The organism is Amycolatopsis sp. FDAARGOS 1241, assembly GCF_016889705.1.
In the GTDB taxonomy this organism is placed as follows: Bacteria; Actinomycetota; Actinomycetes; order Mycobacteriales; family Pseudonocardiaceae; genus Amycolatopsis.
This window is the reverse complement of record NZ_CP069526.1, coordinates 3,465,198-3,481,210: the sequence shown is the minus strand read 5'-3', so window position 1 is coordinate 3,481,210 and position 16,013 is coordinate 3,465,198. Positions and strand designations below refer to the sequence as shown.

Annotated in this window: 18 protein-coding genes; 10 read left to right on the top strand and 8 right to left on the bottom strand. The window is 71.6% G+C overall.

The genetic code is table 11. The annotated features are described in order from the left end of the window. Positions 1-35: 35 nt before the first annotated feature. Positions 36-851: an SDR family oxidoreductase gene (locus I6J71_RS17100; protein WP_204095607.1), complete on the bottom strand. Its 816-nt coding sequence runs from the start codon at positions 849-851 to the stop codon at positions 36-38. A gap of 96 nt (positions 852-947) precedes the next feature. On the opposite strand from I6J71_RS17100, the gene I6J71_RS17095 reads away from it, so the two are divergent. The 3 genes from I6J71_RS17095 to I6J71_RS17085 all read left to right on the top strand — a co-directional run bounded on the left by I6J71_RS17095 (position 948) and on the right by I6J71_RS17085 (position 4,178). Further along, positions 948-1,358: a helix-turn-helix domain-containing protein gene (locus tag I6J71_RS17095; RefSeq protein WP_204095606.1), complete on the top strand. Its 411-nt coding sequence runs from the start codon at positions 948-950 to the stop codon at positions 1,356-1,358. A gap of 2 nt (positions 1,359-1,360) precedes the next feature. Further along, positions 1,361-3,763 (top strand): glycoside hydrolase family 2 protein, encoded by a 2,403-nt coding sequence (locus I6J71_RS17090; protein WP_204095605.1) that lies wholly within the window; start codon positions 1,361-1,363, stop codon positions 3,761-3,763. A gap of 106 nt (positions 3,764-3,869) precedes the next feature. Next, positions 3,870-4,178, top strand: coding sequence for a helix-turn-helix transcriptional regulator (locus I6J71_RS17085; protein ID WP_204095604.1), 309 nt, complete (start codon positions 3,870-3,872; stop codon positions 4,176-4,178). A gap of 440 nt (positions 4,179-4,618) precedes the next feature. Here the strand turns inward: I6J71_RS17085 and I6J71_RS17080 are convergent, their stop codons facing one another. Beyond that, on the bottom strand, positions 4,619-5,320 hold the full coding sequence (locus I6J71_RS17080; RefSeq protein WP_204095603.1) for a TetR/AcrR family transcriptional regulator: 702 nt from the start codon (positions 5,318-5,320) through the stop codon (positions 4,619-4,621). Positions 5,321-5,464: 144 nt separating this feature from the next. Between I6J71_RS17080 and I6J71_RS17075 the strand changes: the two genes are divergently transcribed. Further along, on the top strand, positions 5,465-6,220 hold the full coding sequence (locus I6J71_RS17075) for an SDR family oxidoreductase (protein ID WP_204095602.1): 756 nt from the start codon (positions 5,465-5,467) through the stop codon (positions 6,218-6,220). A 44-nt stretch (positions 6,221-6,264) separates the two neighbouring features. Here the strand turns inward: I6J71_RS17075 and I6J71_RS17070 are convergent, their stop codons facing one another. The 4 genes from I6J71_RS17070 to I6J71_RS17055 all read right to left on the bottom strand — a co-directional run bounded on the left by I6J71_RS17070 (position 6,265) and on the right by I6J71_RS17055 (position 10,693). Further along, entirely contained in the window at positions 6,265-7,476 is a 1,212-nt protein-coding gene (locus I6J71_RS17070) for a cytochrome P450 (protein WP_204095601.1), read from the bottom strand. Next, a complete protein-coding gene (locus I6J71_RS17065; protein WP_204095600.1) occupies positions 7,473-8,000 on the bottom strand; it encodes a PadR family transcriptional regulator in 528 nt (175 codons plus the stop codon). The genes I6J71_RS17070 and I6J71_RS17065 overlap by 4 nt, the downstream gene beginning before the upstream one ends. A 70-nt stretch (positions 8,001-8,070) precedes the next feature. Beyond that, positions 8,071-9,069, bottom strand: a complete 999-nt coding sequence (locus I6J71_RS17060) for a zinc-binding alcohol dehydrogenase family protein (RefSeq protein ID WP_204097104.1) — start codon at positions 9,067-9,069, stop codon at positions 8,071-8,073. A 106-nt stretch (positions 9,070-9,175) separates the two neighbouring features. Then, on the bottom strand, positions 9,176-10,693 hold the full coding sequence (locus I6J71_RS17055; protein WP_204095599.1) for a glycoside hydrolase: 1,518 nt from the start codon (positions 10,691-10,693) through the stop codon (positions 9,176-9,178). Positions 10,694-10,989: 296 nt separating this feature from the next. On the opposite strand from I6J71_RS17055, the gene I6J71_RS17050 reads away from it, so the two are divergent. From I6J71_RS17050 to I6J71_RS17030, 5 genes are all read left to right on the top strand, one after another. Beyond that, positions 10,990-11,718, top strand: a complete 729-nt coding sequence (locus I6J71_RS17050; protein ID WP_239154941.1) for an LLM class flavin-dependent oxidoreductase — start codon at positions 10,990-10,992, stop codon at positions 11,716-11,718. A gap of 234 nt (positions 11,719-11,952) precedes the next feature. Then, positions 11,953-12,339, top strand: a complete 387-nt coding sequence (locus tag I6J71_RS17045; protein ID WP_239154939.1) for an STAS domain-containing protein — start codon at positions 11,953-11,955, stop codon at positions 12,337-12,339. A gap of 51 nt (positions 12,340-12,390) precedes the next feature. After that, positions 12,391-12,891, top strand: coding sequence for a hypothetical protein (locus tag I6J71_RS17040; RefSeq protein ID WP_204095598.1), 501 nt, complete (start codon positions 12,391-12,393; stop codon positions 12,889-12,891). Positions 12,892-13,072: 181 nt separating this feature from the next. Continuing rightward, a complete protein-coding gene (locus I6J71_RS17035) occupies positions 13,073-13,498 on the top strand; it encodes an STAS domain-containing protein (RefSeq protein ID WP_239154937.1) in 426 nt (141 codons plus the stop codon). Positions 13,499-13,586: 88 nt separating this feature from the next. Then, on the top strand, positions 13,587-13,772 hold the full coding sequence (locus I6J71_RS17030) for a hypothetical protein (RefSeq protein ID WP_204095597.1): 186 nt from the start codon (positions 13,587-13,589) through the stop codon (positions 13,770-13,772). 237 nt (positions 13,773-14,009) lie between these two features. Here I6J71_RS17030 and I6J71_RS17025 read toward each other — a convergent pair whose 3' ends face one another. Further along, a complete protein-coding gene (locus tag I6J71_RS17025) occupies positions 14,010-14,537 on the bottom strand; it encodes a bifunctional nuclease family protein (protein ID WP_204095596.1) in 528 nt (175 codons plus the stop codon). An 83-nt stretch (positions 14,538-14,620) separates the two neighbouring features. After that, positions 14,621-15,352, bottom strand: a complete 732-nt coding sequence (locus I6J71_RS17020; RefSeq protein ID WP_204095595.1) for an ANTAR domain-containing response regulator — start codon at positions 15,350-15,352, stop codon at positions 14,621-14,623. 205 nt (positions 15,353-15,557) lie between these two features. On the opposite strand from I6J71_RS17020, the gene I6J71_RS17015 reads away from it, so the two are divergent. Further along, complete coding sequence (locus I6J71_RS17015; RefSeq protein ID WP_204095594.1) at positions 15,558-16,007, top strand: ATP-binding protein; 450 nt, start codon at positions 15,558-15,560, stop codon at positions 16,005-16,007. The last annotated feature ends 6 nt before the right edge of the window (positions 16,008-16,013 follow it).

Sequence of the window (16,013 nt, the reverse complement as noted above, 5' to 3'; positions counted from 1 at the left end):
CGAGGACCGGGGTGTACGGCCTGCCTCGTCTTCCGTCAGCGGAACGCTTCGACCGAGTCCGCCGCCCACTCGGCGAACGTCCGCGGTGGCCGGCCCAGCACGAGTTCCGCGTCGGGGCTCACCTTCTGTTCTTCGGGCAGCGGGGCGCCGAGCACGGCGAGCGTCGCGTCGGCGATCGGTGCCGGCATGAGCTCCAGCAGCTGCGCCCGTGCCTGCGCCGGCGGCTGCTCGACGAACCCGATCGGCTCGCCCAGAGCCGCGCCCAGGGCCGCGGCGCGGTCGCGCGGGGTCAGGGCCTGCGGGCCCGTCACGGTGTACAACGCGCCGGTGTGCGAGTCGTCGAGCACAGCCGCCGCGGCGACGGACGCGACGTCCGCCGGGTCGACGACCGGCAAGGCGACGTCGGCGAAGGGCGCGGCGGCCGTGCGGGAGGCGCGGATCGCGGGCACCCACGCGAGGGTGTTGGTGGCGAAGCCGCCTGGTCGCAGGATCGTCGCCGGCAAGCGCGAGCTGCGCACGGCTTCTTCGTACGCCGTGGAAAACGCGTACGCCTCCGGGCGGGTGGCGGCGCCCTGGGACGACAGCAGCACGATCCGCCGCACTCCCGCGCCTTCGGCCACGGACACCAGCTCGGCAGGCGAAGGGCCGCCGGGGAACAGGAACAGTGCCTCGGTTCCCTCGAGCACCGGGCGCAGCGAGTCCGGCGCCGCGAGGTCCGCGACCCGGTGCACCGCCCCGCCGGGCACCGCGGCCGGGGTGCGCGACACCGCCGTCACCCGGGCCCCCGCCGAAACCTGCGCCGCCACCAATGGACGGCCGACGTTCCCGGTCGCTCCCGTTACGACGATCATGACAAACCCCCTGTATCGCTTGAGATCCACAGTGGTCACGACGCTGGGAAGCGCGTCGAGGGACCGGAAGGACGCACCTTTGAGTAAGCTCACGACGTGGAGGAATGGACGCAGTTCGCGGGCCGGACGACCCAGGACGGGTATGAGGTGTTTCACACCGACTGCCCGGCGCGCACGGTGCTCGACCACGTCACCAGCCGCTGGGGAGTGTGGGTCCTGATCGCCCTGCGCGAGCGTGAACTGCGGTTCTTCGAGCTGCGCCGCAGCATCGAGGGTGTCAGCGAGAAGATGCTCGCGCAGACGCTGCGCAGCCTCGTGCGCGACGGCCTCGTGCGGCGAGAGGTCGAACCCACCACCCCACCGCAGGTCAGCTACAGCCTGACCCCGCTGGGCCGCGGCAGCGCACACCACCTGTCCGGGCTGTTCACCTGGCTGCGCGACCACGCCGTCGACATCCTCGCCGCGCAGGCCGGCTACGACGAGTCCGGCGGGCGGCAGAGCGCGTAGGGATGGCGGACGAAGAACCAGTGGCCGCGCCGGCCCCGAAAACCGGTCACCCGCGGCGCAAGTTCCTGCTGGGCGCCGGTGCAGCGCTCGCGGGTTCGGGCGCGCTGTCGGCCGCGCTCTACCGCCCCACCCCGACCGAGGCGACGAGCGGGTTCGGGACCACCTGGCAGTTCGGGCCGTTCGTGCCCGGTTGCACGGACCACGACTTCGACGACCGGTCGATGCCGCTGGTGTCGGTGCCGCACTGCGTGACCCCGTTGTCGTGGCAGGGCTGGCACCCGGGCGACTGGCAGCACCTGTGGGTGTACCGCCAGCACTTCCTGGCTCCGCCGGAACTGCGCAAGAACCGGACGTTCCTGCGGTTCGACGGCGTGCTCAGCGCCGCGACCGTGTACCTCAACGGCCGCCGCATCGCCTCCCGCAGCGGCGGGTACCTGCCGTTCACCTGCGAGGTGACCGGCCTGCTGACCGACGAGGACAACGTGCTCGCCGTGGCCGTCGACGGCCGGTGGCAGCAGGACACTCCCCCGGACCTGCCCGAGTACCCCAACCCCACGGCGATCGACTTCTACCAGCCCGCCGGGATCTACCGGGCCGTGAATCTCTACGGCACCCCGCAGGTGTACCTGTCCGACGTGTTCGCCGAGCAGATCGCCGTGCTCACCCCGAACCGCGCGGTGGTCGTGCACTGCACCGTCGACGCCGCGAAAGCCGTGCAGGGACCGGTGCGGTTCACGGCGACGCTGAGTCAGGCCGGCACCGAAATCGCCACCGCGGTCACCGACACGACCGGCCTGGGCAAGGGCGAGACGACCACCACCGTCACGCTCGAAGGCCTCGACGCGGTGAAGCTGTGGGACGTCACCGAACCGGCGATGTGCGACATCCTGGTCACGCTGTCGGTCGGCGGCCGCAAGGTGCACACGTACTCCGTGCGCACGGGGCTGCGCGACGCGCAGTTCACTGTGGACGGTTTCCGCCTGAACGGCCGCCCGCTCAAGCTCTTCGGGCTCAACCGCCACCAGTGGTATCCGTTCGTCGGCGGCGCGATGCCCGAGCGCGTGCAGCGGCGCGACGCGGAAATCCTCAAGAACGAGCTCAACGTCAACATGGTCCGCTGCTCGCACTACCCGCAGTCGCCGGCGTTCCTCGACGCGTGCGACGAACTCGGCATCCTCGTGTGGGAGGAGCTGCCGGGCTGGGACCACGTGGGCGACACGGCGTGGCAAGAGCTCGCGGTGCGCGACGTGCACGACATGATCGTGCGTGACCGCAATCACCCGTCGATCATCGTGTGGGGCACCCGCGTGAACGAAACGCTGGGCCAGTACACCCTCTACGGCAAGACCGACCAGCTGGCCGCCGAGCTCGATCCGACGCGGCCGTGCACCGGCGCGGTCGCCGGGCAGCGGGGCTACGTCTCACCGCTGTACCCGGTGAAAGCCGCCGGCGGCGTGTTCTCCTTCAACGACTACAGCCGCCCGCCTTCGCGCAACGCGCCGCCGCCGTTGCGGCCACCGCGCCACGGCGTGCCGTACCTCGTGAGCGAAGCCGTGGGCACGCTCGTGGGCTCGCCGTACTTCCGGCGCACCGACCCGCTCGACGTGCAGCGGGAGCAGAGCATGCTCCACGCCTGGGTGCACGAGCACGCGGCGTCGGACCCGCGCTACTGCGGACTGATCGCGTGGTGCGGCTTCGACTACCCGTCGGGCTGGTACCACTCGCTGCGCGGCGTGAAATACCCCGGCGTCGTCGACTTCTTCCGGATTCCCAAGCTGGGCGCGGGTTTCTACCGCGCGCAGCGCGATCCCTCGCGCGGCGCGGTGATCGAGCCGGCGTTCTACTGGGACTTCGGGCCCGGCTCACCCCGCGGCGGCCCCGGCCGCACCGCGCTCGTGTGGTCCAACTGCGACCAGCTCGTGGTCAGGGTCGCGGGCCGGCGGCCGGTCACGGTGCAACCCGACCGGGCCCGGTTCGCGCACCTGAAGCACCCGCCGTTCCTGGTGAACCTCACGGGGATCAAGGGCACTCCGGAGCTGGCGATCGAAGGCCGGGTCAAGGGCCAGACGGTGCTGCGCCGCCGGTTCAGCGCCGACCCCGCGTTCGACACGCTCGCCGTGACGGCTGACGACGGCCAGATCATCGCCGACGGCCAGGACACCACCCGCGTCACGCTCCGGTCGGTCGACCGCTACGGCGCGCCGCGGCCGCACGCGCGCGGCGTGCTCAGCGTTTCGGTCGACGGGCCCGGAATCCTGATCGGCGAGCCGTTCCTGGACTTCGGCGCGCTCGGCGGCGCGGCGGCGGTGTGGATCCGCTCGATGCGCGGCACCCCCGGCACGATCACCGTGACCGCGTCACATCCGTTCCTGGACACGGGATCTGCGACGATCTCGGCGGTCTGAGCCACGAGGTGGGAGAAGCCGCGATCGCGGGTACGATCGGCGGTGACGCCCGACGAAGCAGTGAAGTGACACGGGACGCGGTGACACCAGAGAGCTGGGAGGCGGCATGGCGCGGACGCTGAGCCACACGGACCCCACCGAGGTGACGCTGCAGCAGGCGCTCGACGCGCTCACCGATCCCGTGCGCCGCACCATCCTGCGTGAGCTCTCGGCCGTCCCGGATTTCACGCGCGCCTGCGGCGCGTTCGACCTGCCCGTCTCGAAGGCGACGGCGAGCCACCACTTCGCGGTCCTGCGCTCCACCGGGCTGCTCGAACAACTCGACCGCGGGCCGCGCCGCTACAACCGGCTGCGCCGCTCCGAGTTCGACGCGCGCTTCCCGGGCCTGCTCGACCTCGTGCTCTCCGAAGGTTAGGGGGTCTCGGTTCGGGCAAGCCGGAGACGCACCGATGGTCCCGCACCTGACGCGGTAACGGCGGATCACTCGTCTCGGACGCGCCGGCGCACCGGCCTGACCGCGTCCGACGCAACAAGGCATCTTCCTCACGCGCGATCAGCGGGCATTTGCGAACCCGGGCATCGCCGCCATGCCCCCAGTGCCCGCCGACCGAGGCGGGCACCGCAAACGACCTGGCTCACCCGGCGGGCGCCCGCGTGTTGACCCGATCGACTGCGCACGCAACGTCGTCGAGCGTCGCCTCAACCGAGTCGAGCAGTGGCGTGGCCGGCCGCTCGCTCCCCCAAGTCGGCCATCGGCCATCGCTCAACCATGTTCTGGCACGGCGTGATCATCTGGACGAGGACATCGTCATACACACCCCGGCCACCCGGCTGTTTCCGTCCACTTCGGACGGATCACTCGCGGGTGAACCCGTCGAGCCACTTCAGCAGCAGGTGCGTCTCCTCGGCGCCGAGGGTCGTGTCCTTCGTACGCAGGAGCGCGGCCAGCTGCAGCGCCGTCGTCGGCAGGGGGTTTTCGGCGCTCTCGGCGGTGGCACCGGCTTCCCCGGCGGCCGCGGGGGTGAGCACGCTGTCGTGCACGGCGTCGCGCACGCGCGTGGACAGTTCAGGATCGGTGTAGGTGCCGGGCTGGGTGACCATGTTCAAGGCCACGCCGATGTTGGCCGACATGATCCGCTGGGCGGCCGTGTCGGGGTCCACGCGCAGGCGGCCCACGGCGGCGCAGCGCACCAGCACCTCGCGCAGCAGGCGCAGCGCCTCCTGCGCGGCATGAGGGACTTCGGCGAAGGCCGGCGAGTACATCAGCCGGTAGACGGCGGGGTGCTCCTTCGCGAACGCGATGTGGGTGTCCCAGCCGTTCTTGAGGTCGGCGATCGGGTCGGCCGAGGGCTCGGCGGCGCGTTTGGTGGCGAGGTAGCGGTCGAACCCGTGGTCGACCACGGCCGACAGCAGCCCGTTCTTGTCACCGAAGAGGCGGTACAGCATCGGAGCGCCGACGCCGACGGCTTCGCACACCGCGCGGGTGGAGATGTCGCGGTCGGGCGACGCATCGAGCAGCTTCTCGGCGGCTTCGAGCATCTGGGTGCGGATGTCCATACCTCGAGTGTATCGCAGATACCTGCCCTACGTAGCAATGTTACGTACATCATAGCGTCGCTACGCCAAAACACTAGCGTAAGTAACACCGGAGGCGTAACTTCGGTATCAGCAAGCCGGAACGACGATACGAAGGACTTCCCGATGACCACCACAGAAGAGACCACCACCACCCCGCGCGTCGCGATCGTCACCGGAGGTTCGGGCGGGATCGGCCGGGTCGTGGCCGAGCGCCTGGCCGCGGACGGCATGCACGTGCTGGTGCACTACGCCGGCAACGCCGCCCGGGCCGAACAGGTCGTCGCCGCGATCACCGCCGCCGGCGGGGTGGCCAGCGCCGCGGGCGCCGACGTGGCCGACGACGCCCAGGTCGCGGCCCTGTTCGACACGGCCGAACAGCGCTACGGCGGGATCGACGTGGTCGTGCACACCGCCGGGATCATGCTGCTGTCCCCGCTGGTGGAGCTCGACCTGGACGTGCTCGACCGCATGCACCGCACCAACATCCGCGGCACCTTCGTGGTCGACCAGCAGGCCGCCCGCCGCCTGCGCCCCGGCGGCGCGCTGATCAACTTCTCGAGCTCGGTCACCAAGCTGGCGCTGCCCGACTACACCGCCTACGCCGCCTCCAAGGGCGCGGTCGACGCGATCACCCTGATCCTGGCCCGCGAACTGCGCGGGCGCGACATCACCGTCAACGCCGTGGCCCCCGGCCCGACCGCGACCCCGCTGTTCCTCGAGGGCAAACCCCAGGAAGTCATCGACCGCCTCGCCAAGGTCCCGCCGCTGGAGCGCCTCGCCCTGCCCGAAGACGTCTCCGAAGCCGTCGCCTTCCTCGCCGGCCCCGCCCGCTGGGTCAACGGCCAGGTCCTCTACGTCAACGGCGGAGCCATCGCCTGACCCACCCGATGGGGGTCGCACCCCGTGGCGTGCGGCCCCCGGCGTCACCAGGTGACGGGCACGCTCGACACGCCGCCGGTGAGGCGGTTGGAGCGGACGTCGAGGTCGTCGACGGGCACGGCCAGGCGCATCCCCGGGAACCGGCGGAAGAGCGTGCCGAACACCACCCGCAGCTCCGTACGCGCGAGGCTCGCGCCGATGCAGAAGTACCCGCCGTAGCCGAACGCGATGTGCGAGTTGGGCTTGCGCTCGGCGTCGAACTCGTCCGGGTCGGCGAACACGCTCGCGTCGCGGTTGGCCGACGCGGTGGAGATCATCACGGCGTCGCCCCGGTTGATCGTGACCCCGCCGAGCTCCACGTCCTCGTGGGCGTAGCGCAGCAGGCCCAGCCCACCGGGCGCGGACATCCGCAGGATCTCCTCGACGGTGGTGTGCAGCCGGCCCTCGATGTCCGCGGCCAGCGCGTCGCGCCGGGCCGGCTCCGTGAGCAGGAACAGCACACCGAGATCGATGCGGTTCGACGTGGTCTCGTGGCCGGCGAACAGCAGCGCGGCGGCGAGACGGGCGAGCTCGTCGTCGGTGAACGTCGGGTCGTCGGCCTGCGCCGCGACGAGGTCGGACACCACGTCCTGCGCCGGCTCCGCGCGCTTGCCGGCCGCCAGCTCACCCATGTAGGTCGCGAACTCCTCCATCGCGACCTGTGCGTCGCCACCGCTGTCGAGCACGCCGATGCGGTCGGACAGGTCGCGGAACTTCGCGCGGTCGGCGTACGGCACGCCGAGCAGTTCGCAGATCACCAGCACGGGCAACGGGAACGACAGGTACTCGTGCAGGTTCACCGGCGCGCCGCCGGCTGCGTCGTGCGCCGCCTCGAGCTCGTCGAGGCACCGGTCGGCCAGCTCCTGGATGTGCTCGCCGAGCTTGCGCATCCGGTTGGCCGAGAACGACGGCACGAGCAGGCGCCGCAGGCGCGCGTGCTCGGCCTCCTCGTTCTCGTAAGTGCCCTGCGGGCCGTTCAGCACCGCCGCGTCCGATACCGCCGACGCCTCTTCGGGTTTCGGGTGCGAGCGGCCGAACCGTGGATCGGCGAACACCTCGCGCGCCTCTTCGAACCGGGTGACGAGCCAGGCCGGATCGCCGGCCGGCGTCGTCACGCGCGCGATCGGTCCCTCGCGCCGCAGCACCTGGTACAGCGGCGCGATCTCCAGCACGTTGGGCCGGTCGAACGGGAGCCGTGGGCGCTCGGTGGTGGTCATCGGGACTCCTCCTCGGGTGACGGTTTCCGGGCCCGCGCACGCACTGTGGCGAGCCAGCTCTGTTCCTGCTCGGCGCGGCGCCCGACCTCGGCCAGCACGAGCCGGCTCCACGGGTCCTCCTGCGCGGCGGCGAGCTTCGCGAGGCGTTCGCACTGGGCAGCGAGCGCGCGTTCCCGCGCGTCGAGCACGCGCAGGCGTTCCTCGGGTTCGAGCCGGCCGAACCCCGCGAGCCGCGCGAAGAACTCCGCGGGGTCACCGGCCAGGTCGGCGGGCAGGTCCGCGAGCAGGTCGTGCAGCAGTTCGCGGCCGACGTCGGTGATCGTGTAGACGTGCCGGGGCGGCTTGCCCTCCTGCGCCTCGTCGACCCGCGTGACGGCGCCGGCCTCGGCGAAGCGGCGCAGCGCGGGATAGAGCGAGTTGTTCGACAGTGCTCGGCCGCTGGACTCCTCGACCTGTTTGCGCAGCTCGTACCCGTGCAGGGGCTGCGCAGCGAGCTTGGCGAGCAGCAGAACGTCGATCCACATCTAGGTCACCGTAACCTAGGGCTCGGTGACCGATCAACGGCCGAACGGCCGCAGCCGTCGGAAATCCCCGTCAGACGCGCAGTACGGCGGCCCCGGCGAACCGGCCCGCCGCGAGGTCCGCGAGCGCCCGGTCCGCGTCGGCCAGCGGGTAGGGCGTGGTCGTCACGTGCAGCCGGTGGTGCGCGGCGAAGCCGAGGAACTCACGGGCGTCGGCCCGGGTGTTGGCCGTGACGCTGCGGACTTGCCGCTCCTGGAACAGATGCCGCTGGTAGTTCAGCCCCGGCACGTCGGTGAGGTGGATCCCGGCGATCGCGAGCGTGCCGCCGCGGTCGAGCGCGGCCAGCGCGACCGGCACGAGCCCGCCCGCGGGGGCGAACAGGATCGCGGAGTCCAGCGGTTCCGGCGGCGCCGCGTCGGCGGGTCCGGCCGAAGCCGCGCCGAGCTCGAGCGCGAGCTCTCGCGCCGCCCGGCCGCGGGTCAGCACGTGGACCGTGGCTCCTTGCGCGATCGCGACCTGCGCCGCGAGGTGCGCGCTGCCGCCGAAACCGTACAAACCGAGCCGGCCGCCTTCGGGCACCTCGGCCCGCAGCAGCGCGCGGTAACCGATGAGTCCGGCGCAGAGCAGGGGCGCCAGTTCGTCGTCGGCGTACCCGGCGGGCAGGTGGTGCGCGTAGGCCGCGGGGACCACCGCGTACTCGGCGTACCCGCCGTCGGCGTCCCAGCCGGTGTACCGCGAGTACGGGCACAGGTTTTCCGCGCCCCGCAAGCAGAACTTGCACTCGCCGCACGTGTGGCGCAGCCAGGCGACGCCGACGCGGTCGCCGAGCGCGAACCCGCCTGCGGACTCCCCCAGCGCGACGACCTCGCCGACCACCTCGTGCCCCGGGGTCACCGCGCGCCGGCGGACCGGCAGATCACCTTCGGCGACGTGGAGATCGGTGCGGCACACACCGCACACGAGCACCCGCACCAGCAGCTCGTCCGGCGCCGGTTGGGGAACCGGGCCGCTCGAGAGCCGCAGCGGGCCGGTGCCGATCGGGCCCGGCTCGGTGACGCGCCACGAGCGCATCGTCGCGGGCACTGCGGTCATGACCGCTCCTTCGTCCGGAGAACCCGAACGTACCGCGTGCGGTGCGGGACGGCGGGCGCTTCGCCGCCCCGCCCCACGCGGTCGGTCAGCGGCCGCCCCACTGGAAGGTGACGGTGGCGCCCGGTCCGGCGGTCGCGTCGAACGAGCGGTCACCCGACACGACGGTGAACTTCTGTTGCGTCTTCGCGGTGTTCAGCGCCACGACGGTCGTCGAGCGGGCGGGGTTCGTGAACGCGACCGCCTCGATCGGCGTGCTGCTCCCACTGGTGTAGACCACGGAAGCGGCGATGTGCACCGCACCCGGCGGCACGAACTTCGAGAAGTGCTCGATGTCGCGGTACTGGTCGTTGTAGGTCACGGCCTTGGTCTGCGAGTTCACGGTGATCGTCCCGTTGCAGGTGCCGCAGCCGCCCAGGTGCGGGCCGTGGTTCTCGTCGAGCGCGAGGTTCCAGTCGATCGAGCTGCGGCCCCAGTTCTTCATCACGCCGATGATCGTCGAGGAGTCGCCGCCCTCGCACTCGGTCATGAAGATGTCCTTGCCTCCGAAGGAGGCCTTGAGCGGCGTCTGCGCGTCCGGCGAACCGTAGTAGCAGTGGTAGGCGGTGCCCGCCAGCCACTTCCCGGCCGGCGTCGAGAGCAGGTCGTACGGGTACTCCGGCTGCGGATCCTCCCCCGCCCGCTGGTGCGAGGCGATGTCACCCGGGTGCTCGGTCCAGTTGTGGTCGAAGCCGAGGATCTTCGTGTCGAGGTGCGCTTCGCGCAGCGCCGGCCCGAGGGCCTCCACGACCTTCGCCTCCTGCTGCCACGGCAGGTCGGTGCCCGGGTAGTTGTTGCGCTCCAGCGCCTGCGGCTCGTTCTGCACGGTCAGGTAGTCCACGTGCACACCGGCCCGCTGGTAGGCCTGCACGAACTTCACGAGGTAGAGCGCGTAGGCGCGGTAGATCTGCGGCGAGTCGATGAGCTTGCCGTCGATCATCGAACCGGACGTCTTCATCCAGCCCGGCATGCTCCACGGGCTCGCGACGATCTGCAGCTTCGGGTTGAGCTTCTTCGCCTGCCGCACGAGCGGGAGGATCTGGGCCTCGTCGTGGGCGATGGAGAAGTGCTTCATGGCGTAGTCGGTCTGTCCGGCCGGCAGGTCGTCGTAGCTGTAGTCCTGGCCCACGGCGAAGTCCGACGCGCCGATGGGCTGGCGCAGGAAGCTGATGCCCGCGCCGGCGCGCGGGTCGAAGAGGTTCTTCATGACCTCGTCGCGGTCCTTCGGCGCGAGACCGTAGAGGACGTGGGCGGACGAGTCGGTGATGGCCGCGCCGAACCCGGACACTGTCTGGAACTTCACGTCCGGATCGAGCCGGATCGTCGTCGGCGCGTCCGCGGCCGGGGTCTGCCACGGCAGCTGCGCGTCGACCGGGGTGGCGTCACCGGGGTTCGTGAGCCACTCGCGGACGGTCTGCGAGACCGCGGCGGGCACCGCCGGGGCCTCGGCGGCCGGCGCCACCGACCCGGCCCCGGGGCCGGACGCGGCGGTCGCCGACCCGGCCGCCACGGTCACGACGGCCGCCGCGGCCGTCATCGAACACAGCACTCTTCGCAAGCGCGGCATGCAGATTCCTTCGCTTCACGGGGAAAACCCACCGGGCACGGCGCGGGGACGGCACCGTGGCGACCCCTGCTGCGTTGGCGGCCGCCGCCGGGATCCGGCTCGACACAACCAAACCACGCGGCCGGTGACAAGATCCCGGCCGCCGTTTCCCCGCGGTTCAGGCGGTTTGTCCCGGCCGAGTGCCGCTCAGCGGTACCTCGGGTGCGGGGATCCTGTTGCGCGGCAAGGCAATCCAGCCTGCCGAGCCGGTGCTCGTTATCGTGGCGCAGCCCGTCCCGCGAGGGTGAGGAGACCCGGTGAGCACCGTGCGCCACGGCCTGTACTTGCCCCCGTTCGGACCGTTCGGCGACCCCGCCGTGCTGGTGGACCTCGCCGGGCGCGCCCAGGCCGCCGGCCGGGACGGGGTGTTCCTGTGGGACCACGTCGCGGCCGGCGTCCCGCCGATCGCCGCCCCGTGGACGGCCCTCGGTGCGATCGCGCAGGCGACGCGCACGATCCGGCTCGGCCCGATGGTCACTCCCCCGGCACGGCGCCGGCCGTGGGTCCTGGCCCGGCAGGCCTCGACCGTCAGCCGGCTCTCCGGCGGGCGGCTCGTCGTCGGTACCGGCCTCGGCTCCGACGAATCCGGTGACTTCAGCCGGCGCGGCGAGCCCCTCGCCGAGCGGTCGGCCAGATTCGACGAAGCACTCGGTCGCGTCCGCGCGATCTGGACGGGCGAACCCGTGCGTCGCCGGGGGGCGCACTTCCGCGCCGACCTCGACGGGAGCGCGCCCGAGCCGCGCCCCATCCCGATCTGGGACGGCGCTGTCCGCCGAGCACCCGCGGGTCCTCGCCCGCGCCGCCGCCGCAGACGGCGTCGTCCCCCTCGCTGGGCCGCCCCCCTGCGCCGGAGGACCTCGCGCCGCTGGTCGCCGCGGTGCAGCCGGCGGACCGGCCGTTCGACGTCGCAGTGGCGGACAACGCGAGCGCGGCGTGGGACCAGCCCCCGAACGTCGATCTCACCGCGCTCACCGAAGCGGGCATGACGTGGTGGCCGGAGTCGCTGATCAACTTCGACCCGCTGGAGCTGTCGCCGGCCGTGGTGGACGCCCGGCCGCCGGTGACGGCTCGCTCTGCCCGGCCCGCGACCGCCTGTTAGGTTCAAGGCAAGACCGGTTGAGCACCCAGCCGTCACCAGACCGCGTCCGGCCCCAGCGCCCGACGCAGGGCCTGCTGTCGGCGGACGTCCGGCGGCGCCCGTGAGCCGGGAGGGACCCGCCTTGACCGACGACCTCAGAACACCTCGCCTGCGGCGCCTGCCTTCGCTGGACATCACCGCGATGAGCGGTTCGGGAACGACCATCGTCACCGCTGCCGGCGAGATCGATACGGCCGTGTCGGACGCGCTGCGCGACCAGCTCGCCACCGAACTCGAGGCGCGGCCGAAGGTGCTCGTGGCCGACCTGTCCGAGGTGCCGTTCTGCGACTCCAGCGGACTCTCGGCGCTGATCGACATCCGCAACCGCGCGGGTGAGGCCGGAGTCGTGTTCCGGATCGTGACCCAGCAGCGCGGCCTGCTGCGCCCGATCACCCTGCTGCACCTCGACTCGGTGCTGGAGATCCACCCGACGCTCGAGGCGGCCACGGAAAACGTTCCCTCTCCCTGATCCCGGCCGCGTCGGGGTGCGGGACGGCGGCAGTGGGCCTAATGTCCCCTCATGAGCGATCTGCCGCGGTTTCCCGACGGAGCCGGCCAGCCCCAACCGCCCTACTCCGAACCACCGCGCCCCGAGGTGCCCGCCACCGTCACCGGCGCGTTCTGGGCGTTCATCGTCTCCACCGTGATCGGCATCGTCGGCGCGTTGCTGCTGTTCGGGCAGAAGGACGAGCTGATCGATGCCGCCCGCCGCGCCAACAGCGGGCTGAGCGAGGAGCAGCTCACCCAGGCCGCCAACATCGCACTCGGTGTCGCCGTCGTCATCGCGATCATCATCGCGCTGCTCTACGTGCTCTTCGCCGTGAAGCTGCGAGGCGGGCGCAACTGGGCCCGGATCGTGCTGACCGTGCTCACGGTCCTGCAGGTGCTGTCGCTCGTCGCGGGCAGCGGCGGCACCTGGCTGAGCTACCTCTCCGGGCTCGCCGCGGTGATCGGCGTGGTGCTCTCGTTCCTCGGCGATTCCAACACCTACATCGCGGCTTCGAAGCAAATCCGGCGATAACAACCCGGCCGACGGCTGGCGGCTCTAGTGCACGTGCACTACTGTGGGGACATCGGTTGAGCCACCAGCCGCCATGACACCCGCTCGCCGGGAGGGCCGGTGCCGATCGGCTGGGTCCCAGACTTCGGCCCCTCTCCACCACTCCCCTGGGCGGGGTGCGACCGACGAGAGGCGGGCCGCGATGAGCGCCCTACGCCACACGAGAACACCACTTCAGCCGACCGACCGCGTCGATCCCAAGGGACTGCTCCGCCTGCACGTCCACCGTCCCGTGCCAGGCGCATCAGTGGTGGAGGTGGTCGGCGAAGTGGACCTGTGCACCGCACCCCACCTGGCCGAGGTCGTGGAGTCCCGCATCCGCAGCACGGTCGGCGTCGTCATCGTCGACCTCGGCCGCACCACGTTCCTCGCCGTCGCGGGCCTGAAGGTGCTGCGCCGCATGCAGCTGCTGGCCGAACTCCTGGACACCGACTTCTACGTCGACCCCGGCGACTCCCACCCGGTCCGCCGGCTGCTGGACCTCCTGCCGCTCGGCTGCGAACGCCCGGGCTGCGCCGCCGGCCTCACCGGCGTCGACGTCCCCGGGCAGCGGCGGCTGCACACCTGAGCGGCCACGCGCCCTGCGCACAAACCCGCCTGAGCCGTTCACCCTCCGTTGGTTGCCCGGCCGGTAGGGCACTGCCCAAGATGTCGGGATGATCGAGCGCCACCACCACCGACACCAGCCCGACGAGCGGGCCGGGCTCGCCGAAGCCGCCGAGCACGCGGGCTTCGACCTCGGAACCGACGTCGCCCAGCCGGTGGCCGGGCACGAGCACACCGCCTTCGACGCGGAGACCGACCTCGGCGTCGACGGGGAGCCGCCCGAGCTGCGTGACTGAGCACCGGTAGACCGGGCACCGAAGCGACCCGCTACCCCACACATGAGGATGGCCCCCGACCGGAGCCAGGTCGGGGGCCATCGTCTCGTCGGCCGACGCGCTGTGTTCGCCTCTCGGCAGATCGCGCGACGCGGCTCCAGCCGGACGGAACTCCGCGAGGGCAAGGGGTGAGCCCGGGGGACACGAAGCGCACCGACCAGCCCGTTCAACATCACGAGCGGCGATCGGTATTCCCGCTCAGGCGGGCCCGGGGTCGCGGAAGTCGTCCGGGCTGACCTCGTCGAGCAGGTCACGGAACTGCCGGATCTGGTCCTCGCTGCTCTCGGCCGGATCGCCGCCCAGCGCCTCGGCCGGGTCGTCGCCGCCCGCCACTGTCACGTCGACGGCGGCCTCGGCGAGCACGTCCTCGGCGACCTCGATGGGCGCGTGGGCGCGCAGGCCCACGGCGATCGCGTCGCTGGGCCGCGCCGACACGCGCACGCCGTCGGAGAGCACGAGGTCGGCGTGGAAGATGCTGTCGCGCAGCTCCGTGACCTCGACTCTCTCGACGTGCTGCCCGAACGCGGACAGCACTTCGAGGATCAGCTCCACCGTGCCCGGCCGGGCCGACACGACCTGCTCCTGCGCCGCCGCCAGCTCCTGCGCCTCGGGCGCGCCGATGGTGATCGCCAGCCAGCGGCGAAGTCCCGTCTCCTCGCGCAGCAGCACCACCGGGGCCACCTCCTGCGCGACGACGGCCAGCCCCTGGACTCGCACCTGCACCATTGTGGTTCACCTGCTTCCGAACTGGAGTCCCCGTGGGGACATACCCAGTGTCGCGCGTGAGCACGCGTGTGCGCGCAGGCGGGTCAGGTAAAACTGGACACGGCGGCCACGAACTCGGCTGCGACGTCGTAGAGCTTGCGGTTTCCGTCCTGAGAACGCTTCACGAGCCGTTGAAAAGCTTCTTCGGCCGTGATGCGGTGGGCGGCCATCAGGATGCCCTTGGCCTGGTCGATCACGGCTCGAGTCTCGAGCGCCCGGTTGAGCTGCGCCACCAGCTCCTTCGCGTCAAAGTAGCGGCGCGCGCTGCGCAGGCCGAAGACGACGGTCGCGGTGTAGAGCTCGAGGATCTTCACCTCGAGGTCGCTGAACCCGTGTTCGCCGAAGCCGAACAAGTTCATCGCGCCCGTCATGTCGCCGTCGACGGTCAGCGGCGCCGCGAGGAAGCTCGCCACACCGAGTTCTTCGGCGGCCGACACGAACTGCGGCCACTGGTCGCCCACGGCGCCGACCCCGACGCGCACCGGTGCGCCGGTCTCGGCCGCGCGCAGGCACGGGCCGTCGCCGACGCGGTATTGCTCGCGGTCGAAGTTCACCGCCCGCTGGTCGGTGCTGGCGACCGTCTCGGCGACGCCGTCGCGGACCAAGGTGATGCTGGCCATGTCGGCCCCGGCCACCACCTCGACGACGTGCTCGCAGACCGCCTGCAGCATCTGACCGAGGTCGAGCTCCTGGTGGTCCAGCATCGCGGTCAGCGACTCCATCGCCACGGTGACTTCGTCAAGCCGCGCGGATAGCCGTTCCCGGCCGCCGGTCATGTTCCCCAAGCCCCTTCTGTTGGTACGCGAAGGGCGCAGCTGACCAGGCGAGACCCGGGCGCGCGCCACCGATGGCCGCTAGCGCTTTAACGGGTCCTCGACCGACATTACTGCATCGGATCACCTGTCCGGCAGGCGGTGGCACTGCTCACGCGAGCCGTGAACCCGAGGTGTCGAAGCCCGCCCCAGCGGGTATGTGGGGAACATGGACAACGATGGAGCCGGCAGCTCGCCGAGCCACGGGATGCCTGCGGTCGACAAGCTGCTCGACGAGGTGATCGAGCTGCGCCTGCCCGCGGAAACCGGGCAGATCCCGCTGGTGCGAATGCTGGCGCAGGCTGTCGCCGCCCGCGCCGACTACGGCCTCGACTCGATCGCCGACGCGAAGATGGCCGTGGACGAGGCGTGCGCGCAGCTCGTGGAGCTCGCCGACCTCGGCTCGACGATGACCTGCCGGTTCCGCGTCGCGCCCGACTGCATCGAGATCACGGTGGCGACCGACGTCCGCCACGCCCGGCTGCCCAGCGAGCGCAGCTTCGGCTGGCACGTGCTCACCACCCTCGCCGCCGCCGTGTCGGCGACGAGCATCCCCGCGCCCGGCGCCGGCAACACCCTGACCATCCAGCTCTCGCTCGGTCCGGAGACGACCAGGTGAACCAGC